Below are 21,961 nucleotides of genomic sequence, written 5' to 3' on the forward strand. Positions count from 1 at the left end.
TTCATCACGCCGGCTCGCCCCGCCCCGCTCCCGCCTCGCCACATTCCGCTCGCGCCTGCGCGAACCGGGATCTAGTCTGACGTCGTCCTCTTTCGACCACCAACCGAGACGATCACCATGACCACATTCCGCCCGCAAGACGCCAATCCACCAGCACCGCTGCCGCGCTATCACTTCCTCGACTGGGTACGCATCATCGCCTTCTTCCTGCTCATCCTGTTCCACGTCGGCATGTATTACGTGACGTGGGACTGGCACGTGAAGAGCCCCCATGCCAGCGAGACCCTGGAACCCTTCATGGTGCTGTCGACGCCGTGGCGCCTGTCGCTGCTGTTCCTCGTGTCCGGCGTCGCGTCCAGCTGCATGCTGGCGAAGCTGCGCCCTCTCGTATTCCTGCGCAAGCGCAGCTGGCGCCTGTTGATACCGCTGATGTTCGGCATGCTCGTCATCGTGCCGCCGCAGTCGTATTGCGAAGTCATCGAGAAGCTCGGCTATGCCGGCAGCTACGCCGACTTCATGGGCCTCTACCTGCGCGGCTACCACGGCTTCTGCAAGGACGGCTGCCTGATCCTGCCGACCTGGAACCACCTGTGGTTCGTCGCCTACCTGTGGGTCTACACGGTCGTGCTCGCGCTGCTGATGCTGGTGCTGGGGCCGCGCTTCGACCGCCTCGCCGCCCGCCTCGGCCGCGTGCTGGAAGGCTGGAAGATCATCGTGCTGCCGGCCGCCGTGCTGGCGCTGGCGCGCATGCTGATGCTGGACCGCTTTCCGATCACCCATGCGCTCGTCGACGATTGGTACAACCATGCGCACTATTTGACCGTGTTCCTGCTCGGTGCGCTGATGGCGCGCGTGCCCGGCCTCTGGCCGCGTGTCGCGGCGCTGCGCTGGCCGGCCCTGGCGCTGGCCGTCACCGGCTGGGCCGCCATCATCATCTGGTATGCGCTGTCCCACGATGCCATCGCGGGCACGCGCTGGGAACTGCTCGTGCATCCGATGCGCGCCGAGTATGCGCTGATGGCGTGGAGCGCCATGGTGGCCGCATGCGGCTTCGCATACCGCCACCTGGATCGCGACGGCCCCGCCCGGCGCTACCTGACCGAGGCCGTGTTCCCTGTCTACATCCTGCACCAGACGCTGATCGTCGTGCTGGCCCACGCGTTCAAACCCTTGCACCGCGCGCCGGGCCTGGAAGCCATGCTGCTCGTCGTGCTCGTGACTGCAGGAAGCTTCGCGGGCTTCGAGATCGTGCGCCGGGTGCCGCTGCTGCGGCCCTTGTTCGGCCTGGGGCCGCGTGCTTCCGCCACGCACCGGGCCGCAGCAGCCGTCACGCCGGCGGCGTCGGCCGGCGCGAAGCCGGCCTGAGCACCGCCGGGCGCCGTGTTCAGTGCGCAGTGGCGGGACGTTGTTGTTGACCGGCCTGCTGCTGGCCGGCTTGCGGCTGGGTGCCCGCCGGCGTGTGCTGCTGGGACGCGCCCTGCGGCTGGGCGGCGCCGTTGCCCGTCCGGGTGAACGGATCGCTGAACTGGCGCACGGTTTCCTGTTGGGCGCGCAGACCGCGCTCGGTCTGCTCGGTGGCGTCGCGGGCCACTTCGTCGGCCAGCGCGCGGGCGGTGCGCGTGGTGTTCTGCACGTGCTGCTCCGTCACGCGGGCCATGTCGACCTGGGCGTCGGCCGCCAGGCGCGCGATGTGCTGCTGGTAGGCGCGCAGCTTTTCAGTCGTCGGCTGCGTGCGTGCCGTGGCGGCGGAGAGCAGCTCGGATTGGCGGTCAGCACTCAGCAGGTGCTTGCCGGTCAGCGTCGACTCTTCCAGCATCGTCTGGGCCAGCTGGATGTTCAGGTCGCACATCTGCTGGAATGAGCTGAACAGCGACTTCGACATGTCGTTCAGGAACGCGGTCTGCGCGTCGATGTGCGTCTTCACTGCCGGAGCGATCGTCTGTGGAAATGGATACATGGTTTGCCTCGCAAAAATGTGGGTTGAACGGGCCGCCGCAGGCGCCGCGGCACGAAGCTCACAGCGTAAGGGCGCGAGACGGCGCACCTTTGATCTGGGCTAATCGTGCCGGCCTTGTCGCCCCGATGCAGCGTGCATCGGCGTTGCCGCCGTCCGACGAACCTGACAATGCTTGTATTGACAAAAACGTACGATAGTGAGAACGTGATCGGTGTCGTTCGAGCGGGGGACCTATGTTGAACCGTGAACAGACTCTCCGAAACATTGCCGCGCTCTCATTCTCGATGAGCCTCGGCCAGTGGCCCGCGCACGCGTTGGCACAGACGGATCAGGCCGCCAATGCGGGCGGCACGGCCGTCGTCGAGATCACCGGCACCCGCCTGAAGCGAACGGATACCGCCACCCCGTCGCCGGTGGACATCATCACGCGCGCGGACATCGCGCAGTCGGGCAAGACGAGCCTGTCCGACGTGGTGCGCTCCCTCACGGTCGACAACAACGGGTCGATCGGCCTGGGCAACGTCAGCGGATTCGCGATGGGGTCGAGCGGCGTCGCCCTGCGCGGGCTGGCGGTCAATGCCACGCTGGTCCTCGTCAACGGCCGCCGCATGGTGCACTTCGGCCTGGCCGACGACGTGCAGCGCACGTTCGTCAACCTGAGCGCGATTCCCCTCGACGTCGTCGACCGCTTCGAAGTCCTGAAGGACGGCGCGTCGGCGATCTACGGCTCCGATGCGATCGCGGGCGTCGTCAACATCATCCTGCGCGACCACTACGAGGGTGCGTCGGCCGAGCTCGGCTACGGGTGGACGGAAGGCGGCGGCGGCGCCATGCCGCGCGCCAGCCTCACGGGCGGCATCGGCAACCTGGCCGCCGACGGCTACAACCTGTTCGCCAACGTCGAAGTCTCGCACCGCCAGGGCATCGCGAGCGGGGACCGGCGCGACCACAAATGGATCGGCAACGGCGACCTGCGCCCATACGGCTACGGCTTCACGGCCGGCGGCATCGGCCCCAACATCGGCGGCTGGTTCGACAATGCGAGCGGGACCGCCAACCCGAACCGCTACGGCGCCGTCAGCCCGGCCTCGGGGCCCGTCGCATGGCGCCAGCTGCCGGGCTGCCGGTCGACCATCGCCCTGCCCGCCGGCCTGGGCGGCTGTCCCTACGACCGCGTGGCCGAATACGGCGCCGTCCTGCCGGAGGAACGCAAGCTGAACCTGTACGTGCGCGGCTCGATGCGCCTGTCGGACACGCTCGAGCCTTACTTCGAGCTCGGCAGGTTCGCCTCTGATACCCGGTCGACGTGGGTCTTCGGTCCCACCGGCGTCAACGAATTGTGGATAGCTCCCGCCACCAATTCCGTGAAAGACAATACCCGCCTGCCGCTGCCGGCGTCGCACCCGGACAATCCGCTGGGCACCGACGCCTTGCTCAGCTACCTGACGGCGGACGCGGGGCCGCGCAGTTTCGAGCACGACAGCGCGGTGTGGCGCGCGCTGGTCGGGGCCAAGGGCGCCTGGAACGGCTGGAGCTACGACACGGGCCTGCTGTACGGCCACACGACGACGACGCGCATCCTGCGCGGCTTCATCCGCGACAGCGTGCTGCGGGCGGGCCTCGATGGCACCGGGCCGTTCGGCTACTACCGCCTCGGCGCCAATGCCGGCCTCAACCCGCCCGCGTTCTACCAGGCCCTGTCGCCCGAGATCTCGAGCGACAACGTCGCGACGCTGACGCTGCTCGACATGAAAGCGTCGCGCTCGCTGATGGCGCTGGCGGGCGGTCCGCTGGCCCTGTCGGTCGGCGCGGAATACCGGCACGAGACGCTCGACGCGCCGGCCCCGCCCTATACCGACGTCGGCGACATCGTCGGCTGGCCCTACTACGTCTACAGCGGCAAGCGGACGGTGTTCTCGGCGTTCGCCGAAGCGGTGGCGCCCGTGTCCAGGCAGCTGGAACTCGACGGCGCCTTGCGGGTCGACCGGGTGCGCGATTCGGAAACGTCGGTCACGCCCAAGGTCGGCGTCAAGTGGACCCCATGGAACGGACTGGTGTTGCGCGGCACCTATACCGAAGGTTTTCGCGCGCCCAACGAGGTCGAACAAGGCGTCAGTAACACGAATGCGGCGGCGCTCGACCTGACCGGCCACGGCTTCCTGAGCGTCGTCCGGACCATCGGCAATCCCGACCTCAAGCCCGAGAAATCGCGGATGGTGACCCTCGGCGCCATCTATGAGCCGCAGCGCGCGACGAGCGTGGGCGCCACGTACTGGTGGCTCGAGCGCAGCAACGAGATCAACGGCGCCGACCCGTACGCGATCCTGGCCGACAGCGCCGCGTTCCGGGGCGCGTCCGTCATGCGCGACGCGCAGGGCAACGTGCTCGAAGTGAGCGCGCCGTTCCAGAACAATTCCCGGTCGCGGCTGCAGGGGCTCGACATCGACGTGAACCACCGCCGGCAGCTGGGCCGCTTCGGCACGGTGAACGCGAAACTGGCCTGGACCTACCTCGATTACTACAAGAAGCGGTTCGCCGGCGGGCCGACCGTCGACTATGCCGGCACCCACGGGCCGATGGTCGTCAGCGGCAACACGGGCACGCCGAAGAACCGGGTGAATGCCGTGCTGGGCTGGGAATACGGACGGACCCGCCTGACCACGTCCGTGTCGTACATCGGCAGCTATCTCAACAAGGACAACCTCACGGCCCCCTGCTTCAACCAATTCGCCGACGGCGCGCCGGCGCCCGCCGGCTGCCGCGTCGCTTCGTTCACCACCGTCGACCTCCACGACAGCGTACGGTACGACAAGCACACCGAGATCTATTTTTCCATCGGCAACCTGTTCGACCATATCGCGCCGCTCGACCCGAGCGCGTATATCAACCTCAATTTCAATCCCGCGTTCCACCTGAGCGGTGCGATCGGCAGAAGCTTCAACGTCGGCGTCAAGCACGATTTCTGAACCCGGAGCCCACATGCATGCAACCCGCCGCAACAGCGTGACCGGATTCGGATGGATGATCACGGCGGCGCTGGCGCTCCTGCCGACACGGGGCGCCGCGGAGACGGTCCCGGATCCGGCGCGCTACACCGAAGCGTTCCAGCGCTTCGGCGTCAGCGACGGCCTGGCGAACAACGTCGCCTTCGACGTCACGCAGGACAAGTACGGCTTCATCTGGGTCACCACCCGCAACGGCATCGCCAAATTCGACGGCTCCGACTTCACCGTGTATCGCCCGGTGCCGCCCGGCGCCACCCGCCAGGTCGCCCAGTTCTACCAGACGATCGCGCGCGGCCGGGATGGCAACCTGTGGTTCTGTTCGTGGGGGAACGGGCTGCTGAAACTCGACCTCGCCACCGAGCGGTTCACGTTCTTCCGGCACGACCCGCGCAAGCCGGACACCACCATCGCCGGCAACAACGTCTGGTTCGCGTTCGAGGACAGGGACGGCATGATGTGGGTGTCGAGCCAGGGCGGCCTGGCGCGGCTCGATCCCAGGACCGGCGTGGCGACCGTGTACCGGCACGACCCGCGCAACCCCGACAGCCTGGCGCATCCGATGCCGACCCAGGTCGTGCAGGACAAGGACGGCATGCTGTGGGTCGGCACGTACGGAGGCGGGCTCGACCGCCTGAACCCGGCCACCGGCAAGTTCACGCACTACCGCCACGACGAGCACGACGCCAATTCGCTGGCCAACGATTCCGTCGAAGGGCTGTTCCTGGACGCGGACGGCACGCTGTGGATCGCCACCGACGGCGGCCTCGACCATTTCGACCCCCGGTCGGGCCGGTTCACGTTGTACCAGCACGATCCGAACGACCCGGGCAGCCTGGCGAACAACGCGGTGCTGAAGGTGATGCGCGACAGCCGCGGCCGGCTCTGGACGTCGCACTGGGGCGGCGGCATCCACCGGATGGACGCGCGCACCGGCAAGTTCATCCGCTACCGCTACGATCCCGGCGATCCGTTGAGCGTGGCGTCGAACATGACCGAATACATGACGGAGTCGCGCGACCACGCGCTGTGGATCGCCACGTTCAACGGCCTGGTCCGCTTCGACGAAGATGCGGGACGCTTCCACACCGCGCTGCAGCAGACGGGCCTGTCCGCGGCGTCGGGACGCATGCTGGTGTCGGGCATGGTGCGCGACCACCGGGGCCGCCTGTGGGCCGTCAGCGAGGATGCGGGCGCCGTGCGGTACGACCCGGCCACGGGCGAGACGCGGCATTACCTGCCCGAGCCCGGTAACCCGCACAGCCTGTCGGAGGTGGCGATCACGGCCATCGTGTGCGACGCCGACGGCACGGTCTGGCTGGCGACCCGCGCCGGCCTGAACCGCTACGACGAGCGCACCGACAGTTTCGAACGGATCATGGTGAGCCGGTACGCGCCCGCGGGCGCCACATCGGACAGCACCATCAGCGACCTGGCGGCCGACCGGGACGGCAACCTGTGGATGTCGGTCTATGGCGTGGGCCTGCAACGCTTCGATCCCAGGCACAAGAAACTGACCGTCTACACCCATGACGCGGCCGATCCCGCCAGCTTGGCCAACAACCTGACGAATGCGGTGCTCGCGGCCAGCGACGGGTCGGTCTGGGTCGCGGCCGACGCGGGCCTGAGCCGGCTCGATCCCGCCACCGGCAAGTTCACCAATTTCACCGCGCGGGACGGACTCAGCAGCCCGATCGCCAACGACCTCGCCGAGATGGCCGACGGCTCGGTCCTGGTGGCGACCGACGTCGGCGTCAACCGCTACGATCCGCGCCGCGGCACCTTCAAGGTCTACTCCGTGCAGCAAGGGATGCCGAGCAACTATGTCATGTCGCTGGAGTCCGACGCCGACGGCAATATCTGGGCCGGCACGGACAAGGGACTGGTGCGCATCGCGCCCGCGACCGGCAAGATCCGCGTCTACGATGCGCGCGACGGCCTGCCCGGCAACCAGTTCTGGAACCACGCCGCGTATCGCGCCCCGGACGGCACGATGTATTTCGGCACCACCAGGGGGCTGACCACCTTCCGGCCGAACACCTTCAAGGACAACCGGGAACCGCCGCCCGTGTACATCACCGAGTTCTCGCTGTTCAAGCACGAAGTCGTGGCCGGGCCCGATTCGCCGCTTCACACCACCGTCGAGCTGGCCAAGGCCATCACGCTCGACTACCGCCAATCCAGCGTGGGATTCCGCTTCGCCGCCCTGAATTACCGCTGGCCCGCCAAGAACCGCTACGCCTACCAGCTCGAAGGCTTCGACCGGGGCTGGACCTATGTCGACAGCGCGCACCGCGAGGCGGCCTACACGAATCTCGCGCCCGGCAACTACGTGTTCCGGGTCAAGGCCTCCAACAATGACGGCGTCTGGAACGAGACCGGCGCCGCGCTCGCCATCACCATCACCCCGCCCTGGTGGCAGACGTGGACGTTCCGCAGCCTGATGGCGTTCCTGGCCGCGGCGCTGGTCTACGCGCTGTACGGGATGCGGGTGCGCCAGTTGCAGGCGCAGGCGCGCAAGCTGCAGCGCATCGTCGACGAGCGCACGCACGACCTGCAGATCGCCAAGGAAAAGGCCGAAGTCGCCAACCAGGTCAAGAGCACCTTCCTGGCCAATATGAGCCACGAACTGCGCACGCCGCTGAACGCGATCCTCGGCTATGCGCAGATCCTGCGCCGCGACACCCAGCAGCTGAGCCGGCGCCAGGCGTCCGGCCTGGCGACCATCCAGGACAGCGGCCAGCACCTGCTCAACCTCATCAACGACATCCTGGACCTGGCGCGGATCGAGGCCGGCAAACTGAGCCTGTATCCGACCGATTGCGATCTCGCCGCCTTCCTCGACCTGGTGACGAAGATCATCCGCGTCAAGGCCGACGAGAAAAACCTGGCGTTCCGGTCCCAGGCGGCCCCGGACTTGCCGGCCGCCGTCACGGTGGACGAGAAACGCCTGCGGCAAGTGCTGCTGAACCTGTTGTGCAACGCCGTCAAGTTCACCGACCGCGGCGAAGTCAGCCTGCGGGTGCTGAAGACGGCGTCGTCCGCCGACACGGTGCGCCTGCGCTTCGAAGTCGCCGACAGCGGCATCGGCATGAACGAGGAACAGATGGCGGGGATCTTCGAGCGCTTCGAACAGGCCGGCGACGTGCAGCGGCGCGAGGGCGGTTCCGGCCTGGGCCTCGCGATCAGCCAGCAACTGATCCGCATGATGGGCGGGAACATCGAGGTATCGAGCCAACCGGGCAAGGGCACCCTGTTCTGGTTCGAGCTGGAGCTGCCGGCCGCCGCGGTGGCGCGCGCCGCCCTGCCCGCCCCGCAGATCGTCGGGTACCTGGGCCCGCGCAAGCGGCTGCTGGTCGTGGACGACCTGCCGCAGAACCGGCTCCTGCTGATCGACGCCCTGCAGCCGCTGGGGTTCGAGATGATCGATGCCGAGAACGGCCGGGAATGCCTGGACCTGCTCGACGGCGCCCGCCCCGACCTGATCCTGATGGACGTCATGATGCCCGTGATGGATGGCCGCGAAGCGATGCGCCGGATCCGCAAGAACCCGCGCCGTGCCGGGATTCCCATCATCGTGTCCAGCGCCAGCGCGACCAGCGAGGATGCCGCGCAATGCTACGCGGCGGGGGCCGACGCCTTCCTGCCCAAGCCGATCGACAACGACCTGCTGCTGAAGACCATCGGCGACCTGCTGTCCCTGACGTGGATCACGACGACGGTCCGGACGCCGGCGCCAGTCGACGCGGAACCCTGGAAGGATGCCGACTTCGTCGTGCCCCCGCGCGACGAAATCGAGACGCTGTACCAGCTCGCGCGGGTCGGCAATATGCAGAGCCTGTGCGCCCGCGCCGACTACCTGAGCAACCTGGATGCGCGCTATGCCCCCTTCGCCCAGCAGTTGCGCGCCCTGGCGGAAAGCTATCAATCGAAAGCCATCCTCGCCCTGGTGGAGCGCTGCCGCGCCGAGCAAGAAGCGGAGCGGACCGAGAATCCGCAGGCATGACGCGCTATTTCGACATGGTCCGGTGCGGCGGCACGTGCGCCTTGCCGCCGCCGTTCGGCACCAGCCGGTCCTGGTCCAGAAGCTTCGACAAGGTGTCCGCCGGCACCGCCTGGCTGTAGTAATAGCCCTGCGCGGCCAGGCAGCCGTGCGCCGTCAGGAAGGAGACGTGCTCGGCGCGGTCGACGCCTTCCGCGATGAGGTTCAGGTGCAGGCTGTGCGCCATCGCGATGATGGCGGTGACGATCGCGGCATCGTGCGTTTCCTCGTTGATGCCGATGACGAACGAGCGGTCGATCTTGAGCGCGTGAATGGGGAAGTTCTGCAGATAGGCCAGGCTGGAATAGCCCGTGCCGAAGTCGTCGATGGACAGTTGCACGCCCATATTGCTCAACTGATGCAGGACCGCCATATTGTCTTCGCTGGGCTGCATCGCCACGCTTTCGGTGATCTCGAGCTCGAGCGCGTCGGCGGGGACGCCCGTTTCGTCGAGCACCTGCGCCACGAAATCCGTCAGGTTGGCCTGCGCGAACTGCCGCGCCGACAGGTTGACGGCGATCCGCATGTCGGGATGGCCGCCGTCGCGCCAGTACCGGAGCTGCCTGCATGCCTGGCGCAACACCCATTCGCCGATCGGCACGATGATGCCCGTTTCTTCCGCGATGGCGATGAATTCCACGCAGGAACGGGGCGGCTTGCCCGGCGGCGTCCAGCGCAGCAAGGCTTCGGCCGAAAAGATCCGGCCGCTTTCCATGTCCACCTGGGGTTGGTAGTACACGGAAAACTCGTCGTGGGCGAGCGCCTGGCGCAGCTGGTTGGTCGCCGCCATCCGCCGCTTGGCCGCTTCGTGCAGGGCTGCCGTGAAAAACTGGTACGTCCCGCGGCCTTTCTGCTTGGCCTTGTACATCGCGGCGTCGGCCGCGCGCAGCAGCGCGGACGCGTCGCCGCCATCGGAAGGAAAGAGGCCGACGCCGATGCTGGCGCTGACGTGCAGTTCGTGGCCCTCGACGGCGAACGGCCGGCCCAGGGCCTCCAGCACCTTGCTGGCCACCAGCGCGGCGTCGTTGCTGCTGCGCAGGGCCGCCAGGCACACGCCGAACGCGTTGCCGCCCAGGCAGCCGAGGCTGTCGCCGTCGCGCGTGCATTGCTGCAGACGCGAGGCGACGGCCTGCAGCAGGCCGTCGCCGATGCGGCCGCCCAGCGAGTCGTTGATGGTCTTGAAGTGGTCCAGGTCGATATGCAGTTGCGCGACCATTTCGTCCTGGTGGCGCCGCGCCTGCGCGATCGCCTGGTTGAGCCGGTCTTCCAGAAGCAGCCGGTTGGGCAGCCCCGTCAGGGCGTCATGGTGCGCCATGAAGTCGATGCGCCGTTCCGCCTGGTTGTAGTCGGCGATTTTCTGTTCGAGGCTGGCATTGGTCCGGACCAGCTCGGCGGTGCGCTCGGCCACCCGTTGTTCGAGCACGCTGTTGGCCGTCTGCAGGTCCGCTTCCGCTTGGCGGCGCATGCCGATTTCCTGCTGCAGCTGGACGTTTTGCTGCGCCAGGCGCTTCTGCGCGCTGCGCAGCGCGAGATGGGTGGTGACGCGGGCCCACACTTCGTCGATCTGGAACGGCTTCGTGACATAGTCGACGCCGCCCGCCGCGAAGCCCGCGATCTTGTCCTGGGTGTCGGACAGCGCGGTCATGAAAATGACGGGAATGTCGCGGGTGGCCGCGGAGGCCTTGAGGCGGCGGCACGTTTCGAAACCGTCCATGCCGGGCATCATCACGTCCAGCAGGATCAGGTCGGGCTGCACGAATTCCGCACGCGCCAGTCCCTCCTCGCCTTCCTGCGCGACTGCCACCCGAACCCGGCGACCTTCGAGATACTCCACCAGGATGCCGACATTGGCGGGCGTATCGTCGATGATCAGGACGGTTGGGGTGTCCAACTCCGGTGGCACGTCAGAAATCGCCATAATCGAACCCGTCCTTCAGGACATCGATGCGCAGGACACACGCTGATAAAGAGGATTCTAGCAAATTCCGCCATCGAGACAACCGTCAGGAACACCAGGGTCGCCCGGCAACGTCAGGACAGCGCCGCCCCGCAATCCTTGCAGAACCTGGCATCGGTTTCATGGCCCCCGCTGCCGCAGGCGCCGCAGGTGCGCGCCGGACGCGGCGCGCCCTGGCGGCGGTCGCCGCGGCGCAGGGTCATCTCGGCCGTCACGATGCCCGTCGGGACGGCGAGGATGCCCCAGCCGAGCAGCATCATGAACGACGCGATGGCCTTGCCGAGGTTCGTGTGCGGCGTGATGTCGCCGTAGCCCACGGTCGTCATGGTGACGGTCGCCCAGTACATCGCGACGGGAATGCTGGTGTAACCGTTCCGCGGTCCCTCGACGACGTACATGACCGTGCCGAGGATGAGGATCGCCATCAGCACGACCGACAGGAACACCATGATCTTGCGCCGGCTGGCCGACAACGCTTCGCCCAGGCGCGTGTATTCCTCGACGTACAGCGTGAGCTTGAAGATGCGGAAGACGCGCAGCAGGCGCAGGATGCGGATGTCGAGCAGCAGTTCCGTGCCCGGCATCAGCAACGAAAAATACGACGGCAGCACGGCCAGCAGGTCGATCGCGCCGTAGAAGCCGGTGGCATAGCGCCACGGCCGCTGCACGCACGCGAGGCGCGCCGCGTATTCCGCCGTGAACAATGCGGTAAAACCCCACTCGAGGGCGTTCAGCAGGTCGGCATGGTCGCGGTGCAGCGCCGGCACGCTGTCCAGCACGACGACGAGGATGCTCGCCAGGATCGCGACGACGAGGGCGATGTCGAAGCGGCGGCCGGCCGGCGTGTCGGCTTCGAAGATGACGTCGTACATGCGCCGCCGCAGCCCGTGCGGCGGCTTGCCGAAGGCGGCGGGCGACTGCGGCACGTAAGCCGGCGCGCCGGCGCGGTCGTCGCCCTCGTCGCCCTCGTCGTTCATGGCGCGGGCGGCGTGGTGGGCGGCCCTTTCAGCTCGATGGTATTGCCTTCCGGGTCCTGCAGATAGATCGACGGGCCTTCGCCCTCGGCGCCGAAGCGCGACGCGCTCGGGCCCGCCTCGATGCCGTGCGCGGCCAGGTGGGCGCGGATCGCCGCCTCGTCGAACGGCTCGACGCGGAAACAGAAATGGTCGACGTTGCGCCCTTCCTTGCCGGGCGCGGCGCCGCCGGCGCTGCCCAGCTTGCCGTCGATGGGGATCAGGTCGACCATCGAGCTGCCCGCGCGCAGCTGCACGAGGCCGATCTCGTCCTGGCGCCGCACTTCGCGGCAGCCCAGCACGTCGCCATAGAACCGCAGCATGCGCGCCAGGTCCACGACGCGCAGCACGATGTGATCGATTTCGCGGATCGCGATGGCCTGGTTCACGGCATCAGTCCGCATGGCGTTCCACCCACGTCGCAAAGCATTCCGTGAACTGCTGCAGGAAGGACTTCAGGCCTTCGTCGGTCAGCTCGTCGCCGTCGAACTTGCCGGCGACGCCGCCGATGTACGCTTCGGGCGACTGCATGCACGGCATGTTGAGGAAGACGAGGCATTGGCGCACGGCGTGGTTGGCGCCGAAGCCGCCCAGGGCGCCCGGCGAATTGGACACGACGGCGCACGGCTTCCCGGTCCACGCGGCCTGGCCGTACGGGCGCGAGCCGACGTCGATGGCGTTCTTGAGGACGCCGGGCAGCGACCGGTTGTATTCCGGCGTGCAGAACAGGACGCCGTCGGCCTCGCGGATGCGGCTGCGGAATTCGGCCCAGGTGGCGGGTGGCGTTTCGGTCTCGTCGTCCTGGTTGTACAGCGGCAGCTGGGAGATGTCGACGATCTCCAGTTCGAGCGTGGGCGGCGCCACCAGCATCAGGCTTTTGGCCAGCTTGCGGGTGAACGAGTCCTTGCGCAGGCTGCCGACGAGCACTGCGATCTTCCTTGTTGCCATGACGGTCCTTTCGTTCTTGATGGGTCGGGCGTAGACCAAAGTGTAACGATTTTCCGCGCAGCCCGCGCGAAAGGCCCGCTCAGATGCGCCGGCGCCGGTATTCGTCGAGGAAGGTCCGCACTTCGCGCGGCGTGAGCACGCGCACGGGGTCGCCGTGCCACGCGTACAGGAACGGCGGCCCGCCCGCGCGGTCCGTCAGCTTGGCGCGGATGAGGAAGCGCGTGCCGGCCGGATAGCGGTCCGGGTCGGCCAGCGCCCGCGCGCACTGCACGCGCATCGACGTGGCATAGGCCTGCCCCGCCATCGGCTTGATGCGCAGCCGGCCCGTGCGCGCATCCGGCACGGATTCGACGGCCACGTCGCGATAGGCCCACGGATCGCGCGCCATGCGTCACGCCACCGCGGGTTACGCGGCGGCTCGGATCAGCAGGACCGTCGCCTGCGCCGCCATGCCCTCCTCGCGGCCGAGGAAGCCGAGCTTCTCGTTCGTCTTGGCCTTGACGTTGACCTGCTGCGGCGACACGCCGACGTCCTCGGCGATGCGCGACACCATCTGCGGGATGTGCGGCGCCATCTTGGGCTGTTGCGCGATGATGGTCGCGTCGATGTTGCCGATGGTGTAGCCGGTGCCCAGCACGCGGTTGGCCGCTTCGCGCAGCAGCACGCGCGAATCGGCGCCGGCGAACATCGGGTCGGTGTCCGGGAAGTGCTTGCCAATGTCGCCGAGGCCGGCGGCGCCCAGCATGGCGTCGATGATGGCGTGCAGCAGCACGTCGGCGTCCGAGTGGCCGAGCAGGCCCAGGCGGTGCGGGATGGTGACGCCGCCGACGATCAGTTTGCGTCCCTCGACGAGGGCGTGGCAGTCATAGCCGGTACCGATGCGGAACGGCGGGGTCGGGTTGTACGATGCGAGAGCCATGATGTTCTTTACGCGCTTTACACGCTATACGAGTTCGGGTTGGGACACCGCCAGGTACATTTCGGCGATCCGGATGTCGTCCGGCAGCGTCACTTTGAGATTGCGGGGATGCCCTTCCACCAATTTAGGGCTCAATCCGAGAGCTTCAACCGCACTGGCGTCGTCGGTAATCGAATCGGGATCGGCCGCGGCCGCCAACGCGTCGCGCAGCAACTGGTAACGGAACATCTGCGGGGTCTGGGCCAGCCACAGGCCGTTGCGCGGGACCGTCCCGCACGCTTCGCCGTCGATGCCGCGCTTGACGGTGTCGACGACGGGCAGCGCCAGCAGGCCGCCGCCCGGGTGGTCGCCCGTGCCGGTGATCAGTTTTTCGATCAGTTCCGCCGTCAGGCCGGGACGCGCCGCGTCGTGCACGAGCACCCAGTCCGCGCCAGACAAGGTGTTCGCCAGCACGGCGAGGCCGTTGCGCACGGATTCCATGCGGCTGGCGCCGCCGCAGCGCAGGATCGTCACGCCGTGGCTGGGTGCGACGGCGTCGATGCAGGGATCGTCCGGGCTCACGACGACGAAGGTGTGCGCGATCAGCTCGCTTGACAGGAATGCGTCTAGCGTGTGCCTGAGCATCGGCTTGCCGCCGATCTTGAGGTATTGCTTGGGGCTCGTGGCTCCCATCCGGGCGCCGACGCCGGCGGCGGGAATCAGGGCGAAGTAACGTGGTGCTTGAGTCATGTAAATATTCGGCTACGATCGGGAACGTCTTGTCGATCCAATAATAGACTGTACCTCACCTTGGCAAACTTTGCTCGGACGGGCGTATTCCCGCGGACCGTCGATCGCCGCCCGCTCTTGCACTTTCCTACCACTTTCGGCAGATCGGCCACCGGGGACTTGAGATGGCGCATTCCGTGCGCAAGTATCCCGTCAAGCCGGCGTCCAGGTGCCGGCGGCGAACTTCTCCAGCCAGAACGTGCCGATCACGGTCTTGACGTCCGTGATGTCGCCCCGTTTCACCATCTCCAGCAGCACGGGGATGGTGGCCGTGAAGGTCTCGAGGAATTCGCCGTCGTCCAGCTTGGCCTCGCCTTCCTTGAGGCCGCGCGCAAGGAACAGGTCGAGGTGTTCGTCGGAATAGGCGATGGCGTTGTGGATCGTGCAGACGTAGTGCCAGTCGGTGGCCGTGTAGCCCGTCTCCTCTTCCAGTTCGCGCTTGGCGCAGGCGAGCGAGGCCTCGCCGGGGTCGATTTTCCCGGCCGGGAATTCGATGAAGACCTGGTCGTTCGGATAGCGGAACTGGCGTTCGAGCAGCACGCGGCCGTCGTCGAACAGCGCGAGGATCACGACGGCGCCGGGATGGCGGATGAACTCGCGCTGCGTGATCTTGCCGTCGGGGAGTTTCACGCGGTCGCGCGAGACTTTGAGGAAGTGGCCGTCGTAGGCGATCTCGCCGTCGACTTTCGTTTCTTTGAGGTGGGCGTCCATGGGCGGTCCGGTTGGGTCGTGAGCCTGCAGTATATTGCAAACTGCGGGGCAAACGCCCCGGACCGGCGACGCGGCGGTCAGCCGCGGCGCTTGCGCAGGTAGCGCAGGACGAAGCCCGGGAAGGCCAGCACGAGGAACAGGCAGGCGGTGATCGCGTAGAACTCCCAGGTCTGGGGAAACGCGTTGCCGATGCGGGATTCGAGGCCGCGGGCCAGCAGGCCGACGGCGAAGTACAGGACGATCAACTCGAGCAGGCGCACGACGAAGTACTTCGCGTGCGCCTGGTTCAATGCCGGCTTCAGGGGAATGAAGCCGAGCACGCTCTCGTTGACGAACGGCAGGTTGGCGAACGCGATCGCGACCGCGATCACCAACCAGCTGGCCAGGGAGACGTCCACCGTGGCCTTAGGACTTCAGGGTCAAGGTCATGGCCGACAGGCAGGCCGCCAGCAGCGGGCCCGGCAGCAAGCCGAGGACCACGACGGTCAGGCCGTTCAGCGACAGCACGACGCGCATGTCCAGCGGGATCGCGATCGGGGACGCGTCGGCCACGTCGTCGAACCACATCACTTTCACGACGCGCAGGTAGTAGAACGCACCCACCAGCGACGCCGCCACGGCGATGATCGCCAGCGGCAAGTGACCCGAACCGACGACGGCGTCCAGCACGGCCCACTTGGCCATGAAGCCCATCATCGGCGGCACGCCGGCCAGCGAGAACATCAGGGCCGTCATGACGAGCGCGTACCACGGGCTGCGCTTGGCCAGGCCCTTGAAGTCGGCCAGTTCTTCCGCCTCGTGGCCCGAACGGGCCAGCAGCATGATGGTGCCGAAGCTGCCCAGCGTGGTCAGCACGTAGGTGATCGTGTAGTACATCGACGCGCTGTAGGCGTTGGCGGTGTTCGCGGCGTTCGCGGCGTCGCGGGTGCCGACGACGCCGGCCATCATGCCCAGCAGGACGAAGCCCAGTTGCGCGATGGTCGAGTACGCCAGCATGCGCTTCAGGTTGGATTGCGCGATCGCGGTCAGGTTACCGATCACGAGCGAGGCCACGGCCAGCGCCAGCAGCATCTGCTGCCAGTCGATCGCCAGCGGCAGCAGGCCTTCGACCAGGATGCGGATCATCATCGCGAACGAGGCCAGCTTCGGCGCGGCGCCCAGCAGCAGGGTGACGCCGGTCGGCGAACCCTGGTACACGTCCGGCACCCACATGTGGAACGGCACGGCACCCAGCTTGAAGGCCATGCCGGCCACGACGAACACGAGGCCGAACACGAGGATCGTGTGGTTGGCGGCGTTGCTGCCCACCAGCTTGGCGATCGTCGTGATGTCCAGCGAACCGGTGGCGCCGTAGATCATCGAGATACCGTAGAGCATGAAGCCCGACGCGAGCGAACCCAGGATGAAGTATTTCATCGCGGCTTCGGTCGAGATCGCGTGATCGCGGCGCATCGCCACCAGCGCGTACAGCGACAGCGACATCAGTTCCAGGCCCAGGTAGATCGGCAGCATGTTATTGCCGGAGATCATGATCATCTGGCCCAGCATCGTGAACAGCGCGAGCACGTAGAATTCGCCGCCCATGTTACCGGACATCATGCCGCGCTCGCCGGTGTACTGGCGCGAGTACACGAGCGTGACGCCCACGGCCAGGTAGGTGAACAGCTTGAGCAGGTTCGCCATCGGATCCGACACGAACATGTTGTAGAACGTGTAGGTCGTCGTGCCGGCCTTGAAGTCGGCATAGGTGATCACCGCGCAACCCACCAGGGTGAGCAGCGACAGGATGTAGGTCAGGGTGCGCTTGCCCTCCTTCTGGAACATGTCGATCAGAAGGATGGCGCAGGACGCGATGACCAGGAAGATTTCTGCAGAGACCGGCCCCAGGTTGTTGGCGGCCAGCACAGCGTTGGTGTTAATCATCGGATTCATATCGTTGTTGATGCCCTATCGACTCAGTGCGCGGCCACCGCGGCCACGGCCGACGGCAGCTTGCTGACCGAGACGTGCTGCAGCAGGTCCGCGACCGACACTTGCAGCGAGTCGGTGAACGGCGCCGGATACAGGCCCATGTAAATCGTCAGGATCGCGAGCACGCCCAGCATGAAGAACTCGCGGCCGTTCAGGTCGGTGAGTTCGGCCACGTGCTTGTTGCCGATCTTGCCGAACACGACGCGCTTGACCATCCACAGCGAGTACGCCGCGCCCAGGATCAGGGCGGTGGCGGCCAGGAGGCCCGTCCAGAAGTTGAACTGCACGGCGCCCAGGATGACCATGAATTCGCCCACGAAGCCCGACGTGGCCGGCAGGCCGCAGTTGGCCATCGCGAACAGCACGGACAGCGCGGCGAACTTCGGCATCACGTTGACGACGCCGCCGTAGTCGGCGATCTGGCGCGAGTGCAGGCGGTCGTACAGCACGCCGATGCACAGGAACATGGCGCCCGACACGAAGCCGTGCGAGATCATCTGGACGATACCGCCCTGCACGCCGATCTCGTTGAAGATGAAGAAGCCGAGCGTGACGAACCCCATGTGGGCGATCGACGAGTACGCGACCAGTTTCTTCATGTCGGCCTGCACCATCGCGACCAGGCCGATGTAGATCACGGCGATCAGGGACAGCACGATGATCAGCGGGGCCAGGTAGTGCGACGCGTCAGGCGCGATCGGCAGCGAGAAACGGAGGAAACCGTAACCGCCGAGCTTCAGCATGATCGCGGCCAGCACGACGGAACCGCCGGTCGGCGCTTCGACGTGGGCGTCCGGCAGCCAGGTGTGCACCGGCCACATCGGCACCTTGACGCCGAAGGCCATCAGGAAGGCCAGGAAGATCAGGACCTGTTCCTTCATGGTCAGCGGCACGTTGTGCCATGCCAGGATGTCGAAGCTGCCGTTCGATTTGTTGTACAGGTAGATGATCGCGATCAGCGTCAGCAGCGAGCCCATGAACGTGTACAGGAAGAACTTGAACGACGCATACACGCGATTCGGGCCGCCGAACACGCCGATGATGATGAACATCGGGATCAGGGTGGCTTCGAAGAAGAAGTAGAACAGCAGGCCGTCCAGCGCGACGAACACGCCGATCATCAGGCCCGACAGCAGCAGGAACGACCCCATGTACTGGGCGACGCGTTCCTGGATCACTTCCCACGCGGAGATCACGACGATGATCGTGATGAACGCGGTCAGCGGCACGAACCACAGGCTCAAGCCGTCGATGCCGAGGTAGTACTGGATGTTGAAGCGTTCGATCCAGGCGGCTTTTTCCACGAACTGCGGGCCGTGGGCCGTGTTGCTGAAATTCGTGATCAGCGGGATCGTCGGCAGGAAGCTGACGATCGCGCCGGCCAGCGCCAGCAGGCGGGTGAAGCCCGCTTTGCTGTCGCGGCCGACTGCCAGCACGATGACGCCGCACAGGATCGGCAGCCAGACTGACAGGCTCAGGTAAGGAGGAAAGGTAGAAATCGTAGACTGCATCTTGTTTTTCTCTCTTTTAAGCGTGCCAGAACGGGAAGAAGTACAGCAGCGTACCCAGCACGCCCAGGATCATCACGAACGCATAGTGGTAGATGTAACCAGTCTGGAACGTACGGACGATGGTCGAGAACCAGCCGACGACCTTCGCGGAGCCGTTGACGACGAGGCCGTCGATCAGCGCGCGGTCGCCCACTTGCCACAGACCCTTGCCCAGCAGGCGCGCGCCGCCGGCAAAGACGATCTCGTTGAACTTGTCCATGTAGTACTTGTTGTCCAGCAGCGTGTGGATCGGACGCAGCGCGTTGTAGAACGCGGCCGGCACGCGCGGATTGATCATGTAGCAGTAGTACGCGGCGACGACACCGGACAGCGCGATCCAGAACGGCAGCGACGTGAACGCGTGCACGGCCATCGCGACCGGACCGCTGAACTCGTGAGCCAGTTCTTCCATCGCCGGATGGCGCTCGGCATTGATGGTGATGACGTTGTTGAAGAAGCCGCCGTACAGCATCGGCTTGATCGCGAAGAAACCGATGATGACGGACGGGATCGCCAGCAGGATCAGCGGCAGCGTGACGACCCACGGCGACTCGTGCGGCTTCTGGCCCGGGGCCAGGCCGTGGTGGCCATGGTCGTCGTGCTCTTCTTCGTGGTGCGCGTCGGAATCGTGCTCGGCGTGGGCGTCGTGACCGTGGGCGGCAACCGCCTGGTCGTGGGCGTCATGGCCGTGCGCGTGGTCGTCATGCGCGTGCGCCTTGCCGAAACGCTCCTCGCCGTGGAACACGAGGAAGTACATGCGGAACGAGTAGAACGCGGTCACGAACACGCCGGCAACGACGGCGAAGTACGCGAAGCCCGTGCCCCACAGGTGCGAGGCGTGGACGGCTTCGATGATCGAATCCTTCGAGTAGAAACCGGCGAAGAACGGCGTACCGATCAGCGCGAGCGAGCCGACCAGCGACGTGATCCACGTGATCGGCATGTACTTGCGCAGGCCGCCCATATTTCGCATGTCCTGGTCGTGGTGCATGCCGATGATGACGGAGCCGGCGCCGAGGAACAGCAGCGCCTTGAAGAATGCGTGGGTCATCAGGTGGAACACGGCGACGTTGTACGCCGACACGCCCAGCGCGACCGTCATATAGCCCAGCTGCGACAAGGTGGAGTACGCGACGACGCGCTTGATGTCGTTCTGGATGATGCCCAGGAAGCCCATGAACAGCGCGGTGATCGAGCCGATGACGACGATGAACGACAGCGCGGTGTCCGACAGCTCGAACAGCGGCGACATGCGGGTCACCATGAAGATGCCGGCGGTAACCATCGTCGCGGCGTGGATCAGTGCCGAGATCGGGGTCGGGCCTTCCATCGAGTCAGGCAGCCAGACGTGCAGCGGGAACTGCGCCGACTTGCCCATCGCGCCGATGAACAGGCAGATGCAGGCGGCCGTCAGCAGCGGCCAGCCGATGCCGGGAACGTGCATGGTGGCCAGTTGCGCCGACTTGGCGAACGTCTCGTCGTAGTTCATCGTGCCGGTGGCGGCCAGCAGCAGGCCGATGCCGAGGATGAAGCCGAAGTCGCCGACGCGGTTCACGAGGAACGCCTTCATGTTCGCGAAGATCGCGGTCGGACGGGTGTACCAGAAGCCGATCAGCAGGTAAGAGACCAGGCCCACCGCTTCCCAGCCGAAGAACAGCTGCAGGAAGTTGTTGGACATGACCAGCATCAGCATCGAGAACGTGAACAGCGAGATGTACGAGAAGAAGCGGTTGTAGCCGTCGTCTTCCGCCATGTAGCCGATCGTGTAGATGTGGACCATCAGCGACACGAAGGTCACGACGCACATCATCATCGCGGACAGCGCGTCGATCTTGAAGCCGACCGACATCTTCATGGTGCCGATGGTCATCCAGGTGTAGACGTCGCCGTTGTACGTGGCGCCGTCGATGACCTGGTTCAGCGTCATGATCGAGATGACCATGGCGATGAACACGCCGAGGATGGTCGCGGAGTGCGACACGACCCGGCCGACCACGTTGCCGAAGAACTTGGTGCCGAGCAGGCCGGCGATCGCCGAGCCCGCGAGCGGCGCCAGTGGCACCGCCAGCAAGAGATTAGGGTTAATTTGCCCCGCCATTTTGAACCTTTTGTTTATTTATCAGGAGGTTGACAGACAAACCGCTTAGCCCTTCAGGCTGTCGAGGTCTTCCACGTTGATCGTGTCCAGGTTACGGAACAGGACCACCAGGATCGCCAGGCCGATCGCCGATTCGGCGGCCGCGACAGTCAGGATGAAGAACACGAAGATCTGCCCTGCCGCGTCGCCCAGATAATGCGAGAACGCCACAAAGTTCAGGTTCACCGCCAACAGCATCAATTCGATGGCCATCAGCAGGATGATGATGTTCTTCCGGTTCAGGAAAATGCCGATCACGGAGATCGCGAACAGGATCGCGCCCAGGATCAGGTAATGAGCGAGCGACAGGGTCATTGCGCCTCCTTGTTGGCAGCAGCGGCGGCAGCAGCGGCGGCCACGGCCGCGTCGTCGATCGCCTTCTGGTTCACCGTCTGCATCTTGACGATCTTCAGACGGTCGTTACGCTTGACGCGGACGGCGAGGCCCGGGTCGATGGCTTTGGTGTCCTTGCGCTTGCGCAGGGTCAGCGCCACGGCGGCGATGATGGCGACCAGCAGAATCAGGCCGGCGATCTCGAAACCGTAGATGTATTGGGTGTAGATCAGCTTGCCCAGTTCGTGGGTGCCGCCGATATGGCCCACGGCCGCCTCGGACGGGGCGTCGCCCTGGCCCAGGAAGCCGCGCCACAGGACGGCGGCCATCTCCAGCACGATCAGCGCGCCCACGCCCGACGCCACCGGCAGGTAGCCCCAGAAACCTTCGCGCATGCGGTCGATGTTGATGTCGAGCATCATCACGACGAACAGGAACAGCACCATGACGGCGCCGACGTAGACCAGTACCAGCACGATGGCCAGGAACTCGGCCTTGAGCAGCATCCAGATACCGGCAGCGTTGAAGAACGCGAGCACCAGGAACAGCGCGGCATGCACCGGGTTCTTGGCGGTAATGACGCGCAAGCCGGCCAGCACCATCACGGCCGCGAACACGTAGAACAGAACAGTTGTGAAATCCATGACTTTACG

18 protein-coding genes are annotated in these 21,961 nt (G+C 66.1%); 3 read left to right on the forward strand and 15 right to left on the reverse strand.

The features are described from left to right. Positions 1-117: 117 nt before the first annotated feature. Entirely contained in the window at positions 118-1,365 is a 1,248-nt protein-coding gene (locus tag ISF28_RS11425; RefSeq protein WP_198117307.1) for an acyltransferase family protein, read from the forward strand. 19 nt (positions 1,366-1,384) lie between these two features. Here the strand turns inward: ISF28_RS11425 and ISF28_RS11430 are convergent, their stop codons facing one another. Continuing rightward, positions 1,385-1,957: a phasin family protein gene (locus ISF28_RS11430; protein WP_198117308.1), complete on the reverse strand. Its 573-nt coding sequence runs from the start codon at positions 1,955-1,957 to the stop codon at positions 1,385-1,387. Between the two features lie 284 nt (positions 1,958-2,241). On the opposite strand from ISF28_RS11430, the gene ISF28_RS11435 reads away from it, so the two are divergent. Together ISF28_RS11435 and ISF28_RS11440 are read left to right on the forward strand one after the other, a co-directional pair. Next, positions 2,242-4,923 carry a TonB-dependent receptor gene (locus ISF28_RS11435; protein WP_198117309.1) on the forward strand — a complete coding sequence of 894 codons (2,682 nt, stop codon included), beginning with the start codon at positions 2,242-2,244 and terminating at the stop codon, positions 4,921-4,923. 13 nt (positions 4,924-4,936) lie between these two features. Then, a complete protein-coding gene (locus tag ISF28_RS11440; RefSeq protein WP_198117310.1) occupies positions 4,937-8,965 on the forward strand; it encodes a hybrid sensor histidine kinase/response regulator in 4,029 nt (1,342 codons plus the stop codon). A 4-nt stretch (positions 8,966-8,969) separates the two neighbouring features. On the opposite strand, the gene ISF28_RS11445 is transcribed toward ISF28_RS11440, so the two are convergent. The 14 genes from ISF28_RS11445 to ISF28_RS11510 form a co-directional block, all read right to left on the reverse strand. Further along, the gene (locus tag ISF28_RS11445) at positions 8,970-10,892 is read right to left on the reverse strand and encodes a two-component system response regulator (RefSeq protein WP_198117311.1); all 1,923 of its coding nucleotides are present in this window, start codon (positions 10,890-10,892) and stop codon (positions 8,970-8,972) included. Positions 10,893-11,032: 140 nt separating this feature from the next. Beyond that, a complete protein-coding gene (locus ISF28_RS11450) occupies positions 11,033-11,935 on the reverse strand; it encodes an ion transporter (RefSeq protein ID WP_198117312.1) in 903 nt (300 codons plus the stop codon). Beyond that, complete coding sequence (locus ISF28_RS11455) at positions 11,932-12,375, reverse strand: VOC family protein (protein ID WP_198117313.1); 444 nt, start codon at positions 12,373-12,375, stop codon at positions 11,932-11,934. The genes ISF28_RS11450 and ISF28_RS11455 overlap by 4 nt, the downstream gene beginning before the upstream one ends. Continuing rightward, a complete protein-coding gene (locus tag ISF28_RS11460) occupies positions 12,365-12,919 on the reverse strand; it encodes an NADPH-dependent FMN reductase (RefSeq protein WP_198117314.1) in 555 nt (184 codons plus the stop codon). The genes ISF28_RS11455 and ISF28_RS11460 overlap by 11 nt, the downstream gene beginning before the upstream one ends. 79 nt (positions 12,920-12,998) lie before the next feature. Then, positions 12,999-13,307 (reverse strand): hypothetical protein, encoded by a 309-nt coding sequence (locus tag ISF28_RS11465; protein ID WP_198117315.1) that lies wholly within the window; start codon positions 13,305-13,307, stop codon positions 12,999-13,001. Positions 13,308-13,325: 18 nt separating this feature from the next. Beyond that, a complete protein-coding gene (gene ispF / locus ISF28_RS11470; protein WP_198117316.1) occupies positions 13,326-13,838 on the reverse strand; it encodes a 2-C-methyl-D-erythritol 2,4-cyclodiphosphate synthase in 513 nt (170 codons plus the stop codon). A gap of 24 nt (positions 13,839-13,862) precedes the next feature. After that, a complete protein-coding gene (gene ispD / locus ISF28_RS11475; protein WP_198117317.1) occupies positions 13,863-14,567 on the reverse strand; it encodes a 2-C-methyl-D-erythritol 4-phosphate cytidylyltransferase in 705 nt (234 codons plus the stop codon). Between the two features lie 192 nt (positions 14,568-14,759). After that, on the reverse strand, positions 14,760-15,317 hold the full coding sequence (locus ISF28_RS11480) for an NUDIX domain-containing protein (protein WP_198117318.1): 558 nt from the start codon (positions 15,315-15,317) through the stop codon (positions 14,760-14,762). Between the two features lie 77 nt (positions 15,318-15,394). Continuing rightward, the gene (locus ISF28_RS11485; protein WP_198117319.1) at positions 15,395-15,715 is read right to left on the reverse strand and encodes a DUF2818 family protein; all 321 of its coding nucleotides are present in this window, start codon (positions 15,713-15,715) and stop codon (positions 15,395-15,397) included. 7 nt (positions 15,716-15,722) lie between these two features. Beyond that, complete coding sequence (gene nuoN, locus ISF28_RS11490; protein ID WP_198117320.1) at positions 15,723-17,249, reverse strand: NADH-quinone oxidoreductase subunit NuoN; 1,527 nt, start codon at positions 17,247-17,249, stop codon at positions 15,723-15,725. A 23-nt stretch (positions 17,250-17,272) separates the two neighbouring features. Continuing rightward, on the reverse strand, positions 17,273-18,799 hold the full coding sequence (locus tag ISF28_RS11495; protein ID WP_198117321.1) for an NADH-quinone oxidoreductase subunit M: 1,527 nt from the start codon (positions 18,797-18,799) through the stop codon (positions 17,273-17,275). Positions 18,800-18,815: 16 nt separating this feature from the next. After that, on the reverse strand, positions 18,816-20,936 hold the full coding sequence (nuoL, locus tag ISF28_RS11500) for an NADH-quinone oxidoreductase subunit L (protein ID WP_198117322.1): 2,121 nt from the start codon (positions 20,934-20,936) through the stop codon (positions 18,816-18,818). 45 nt (positions 20,937-20,981) lie between these two features. After that, positions 20,982-21,290, reverse strand: coding sequence for an NADH-quinone oxidoreductase subunit NuoK (gene nuoK, locus ISF28_RS11505; protein ID WP_029757428.1), 309 nt, complete (start codon positions 21,288-21,290; stop codon positions 20,982-20,984). Further along, positions 21,287-21,952, reverse strand: coding sequence for an NADH-quinone oxidoreductase subunit J (locus ISF28_RS11510; protein ID WP_198117323.1), 666 nt, complete (start codon positions 21,950-21,952; stop codon positions 21,287-21,289). The genes nuoK and ISF28_RS11510 overlap by 4 nt, the downstream gene beginning before the upstream one ends. Positions 21,953-21,961 lie beyond the last annotated feature (9 nt).

Source organism: Massilia rhizosphaerae (assembly GCF_016093545.1).
Taxonomy (GTDB): Bacteria; Pseudomonadota; Gammaproteobacteria; order Burkholderiales; family Burkholderiaceae_D; genus Telluria; species Telluria rhizosphaerae.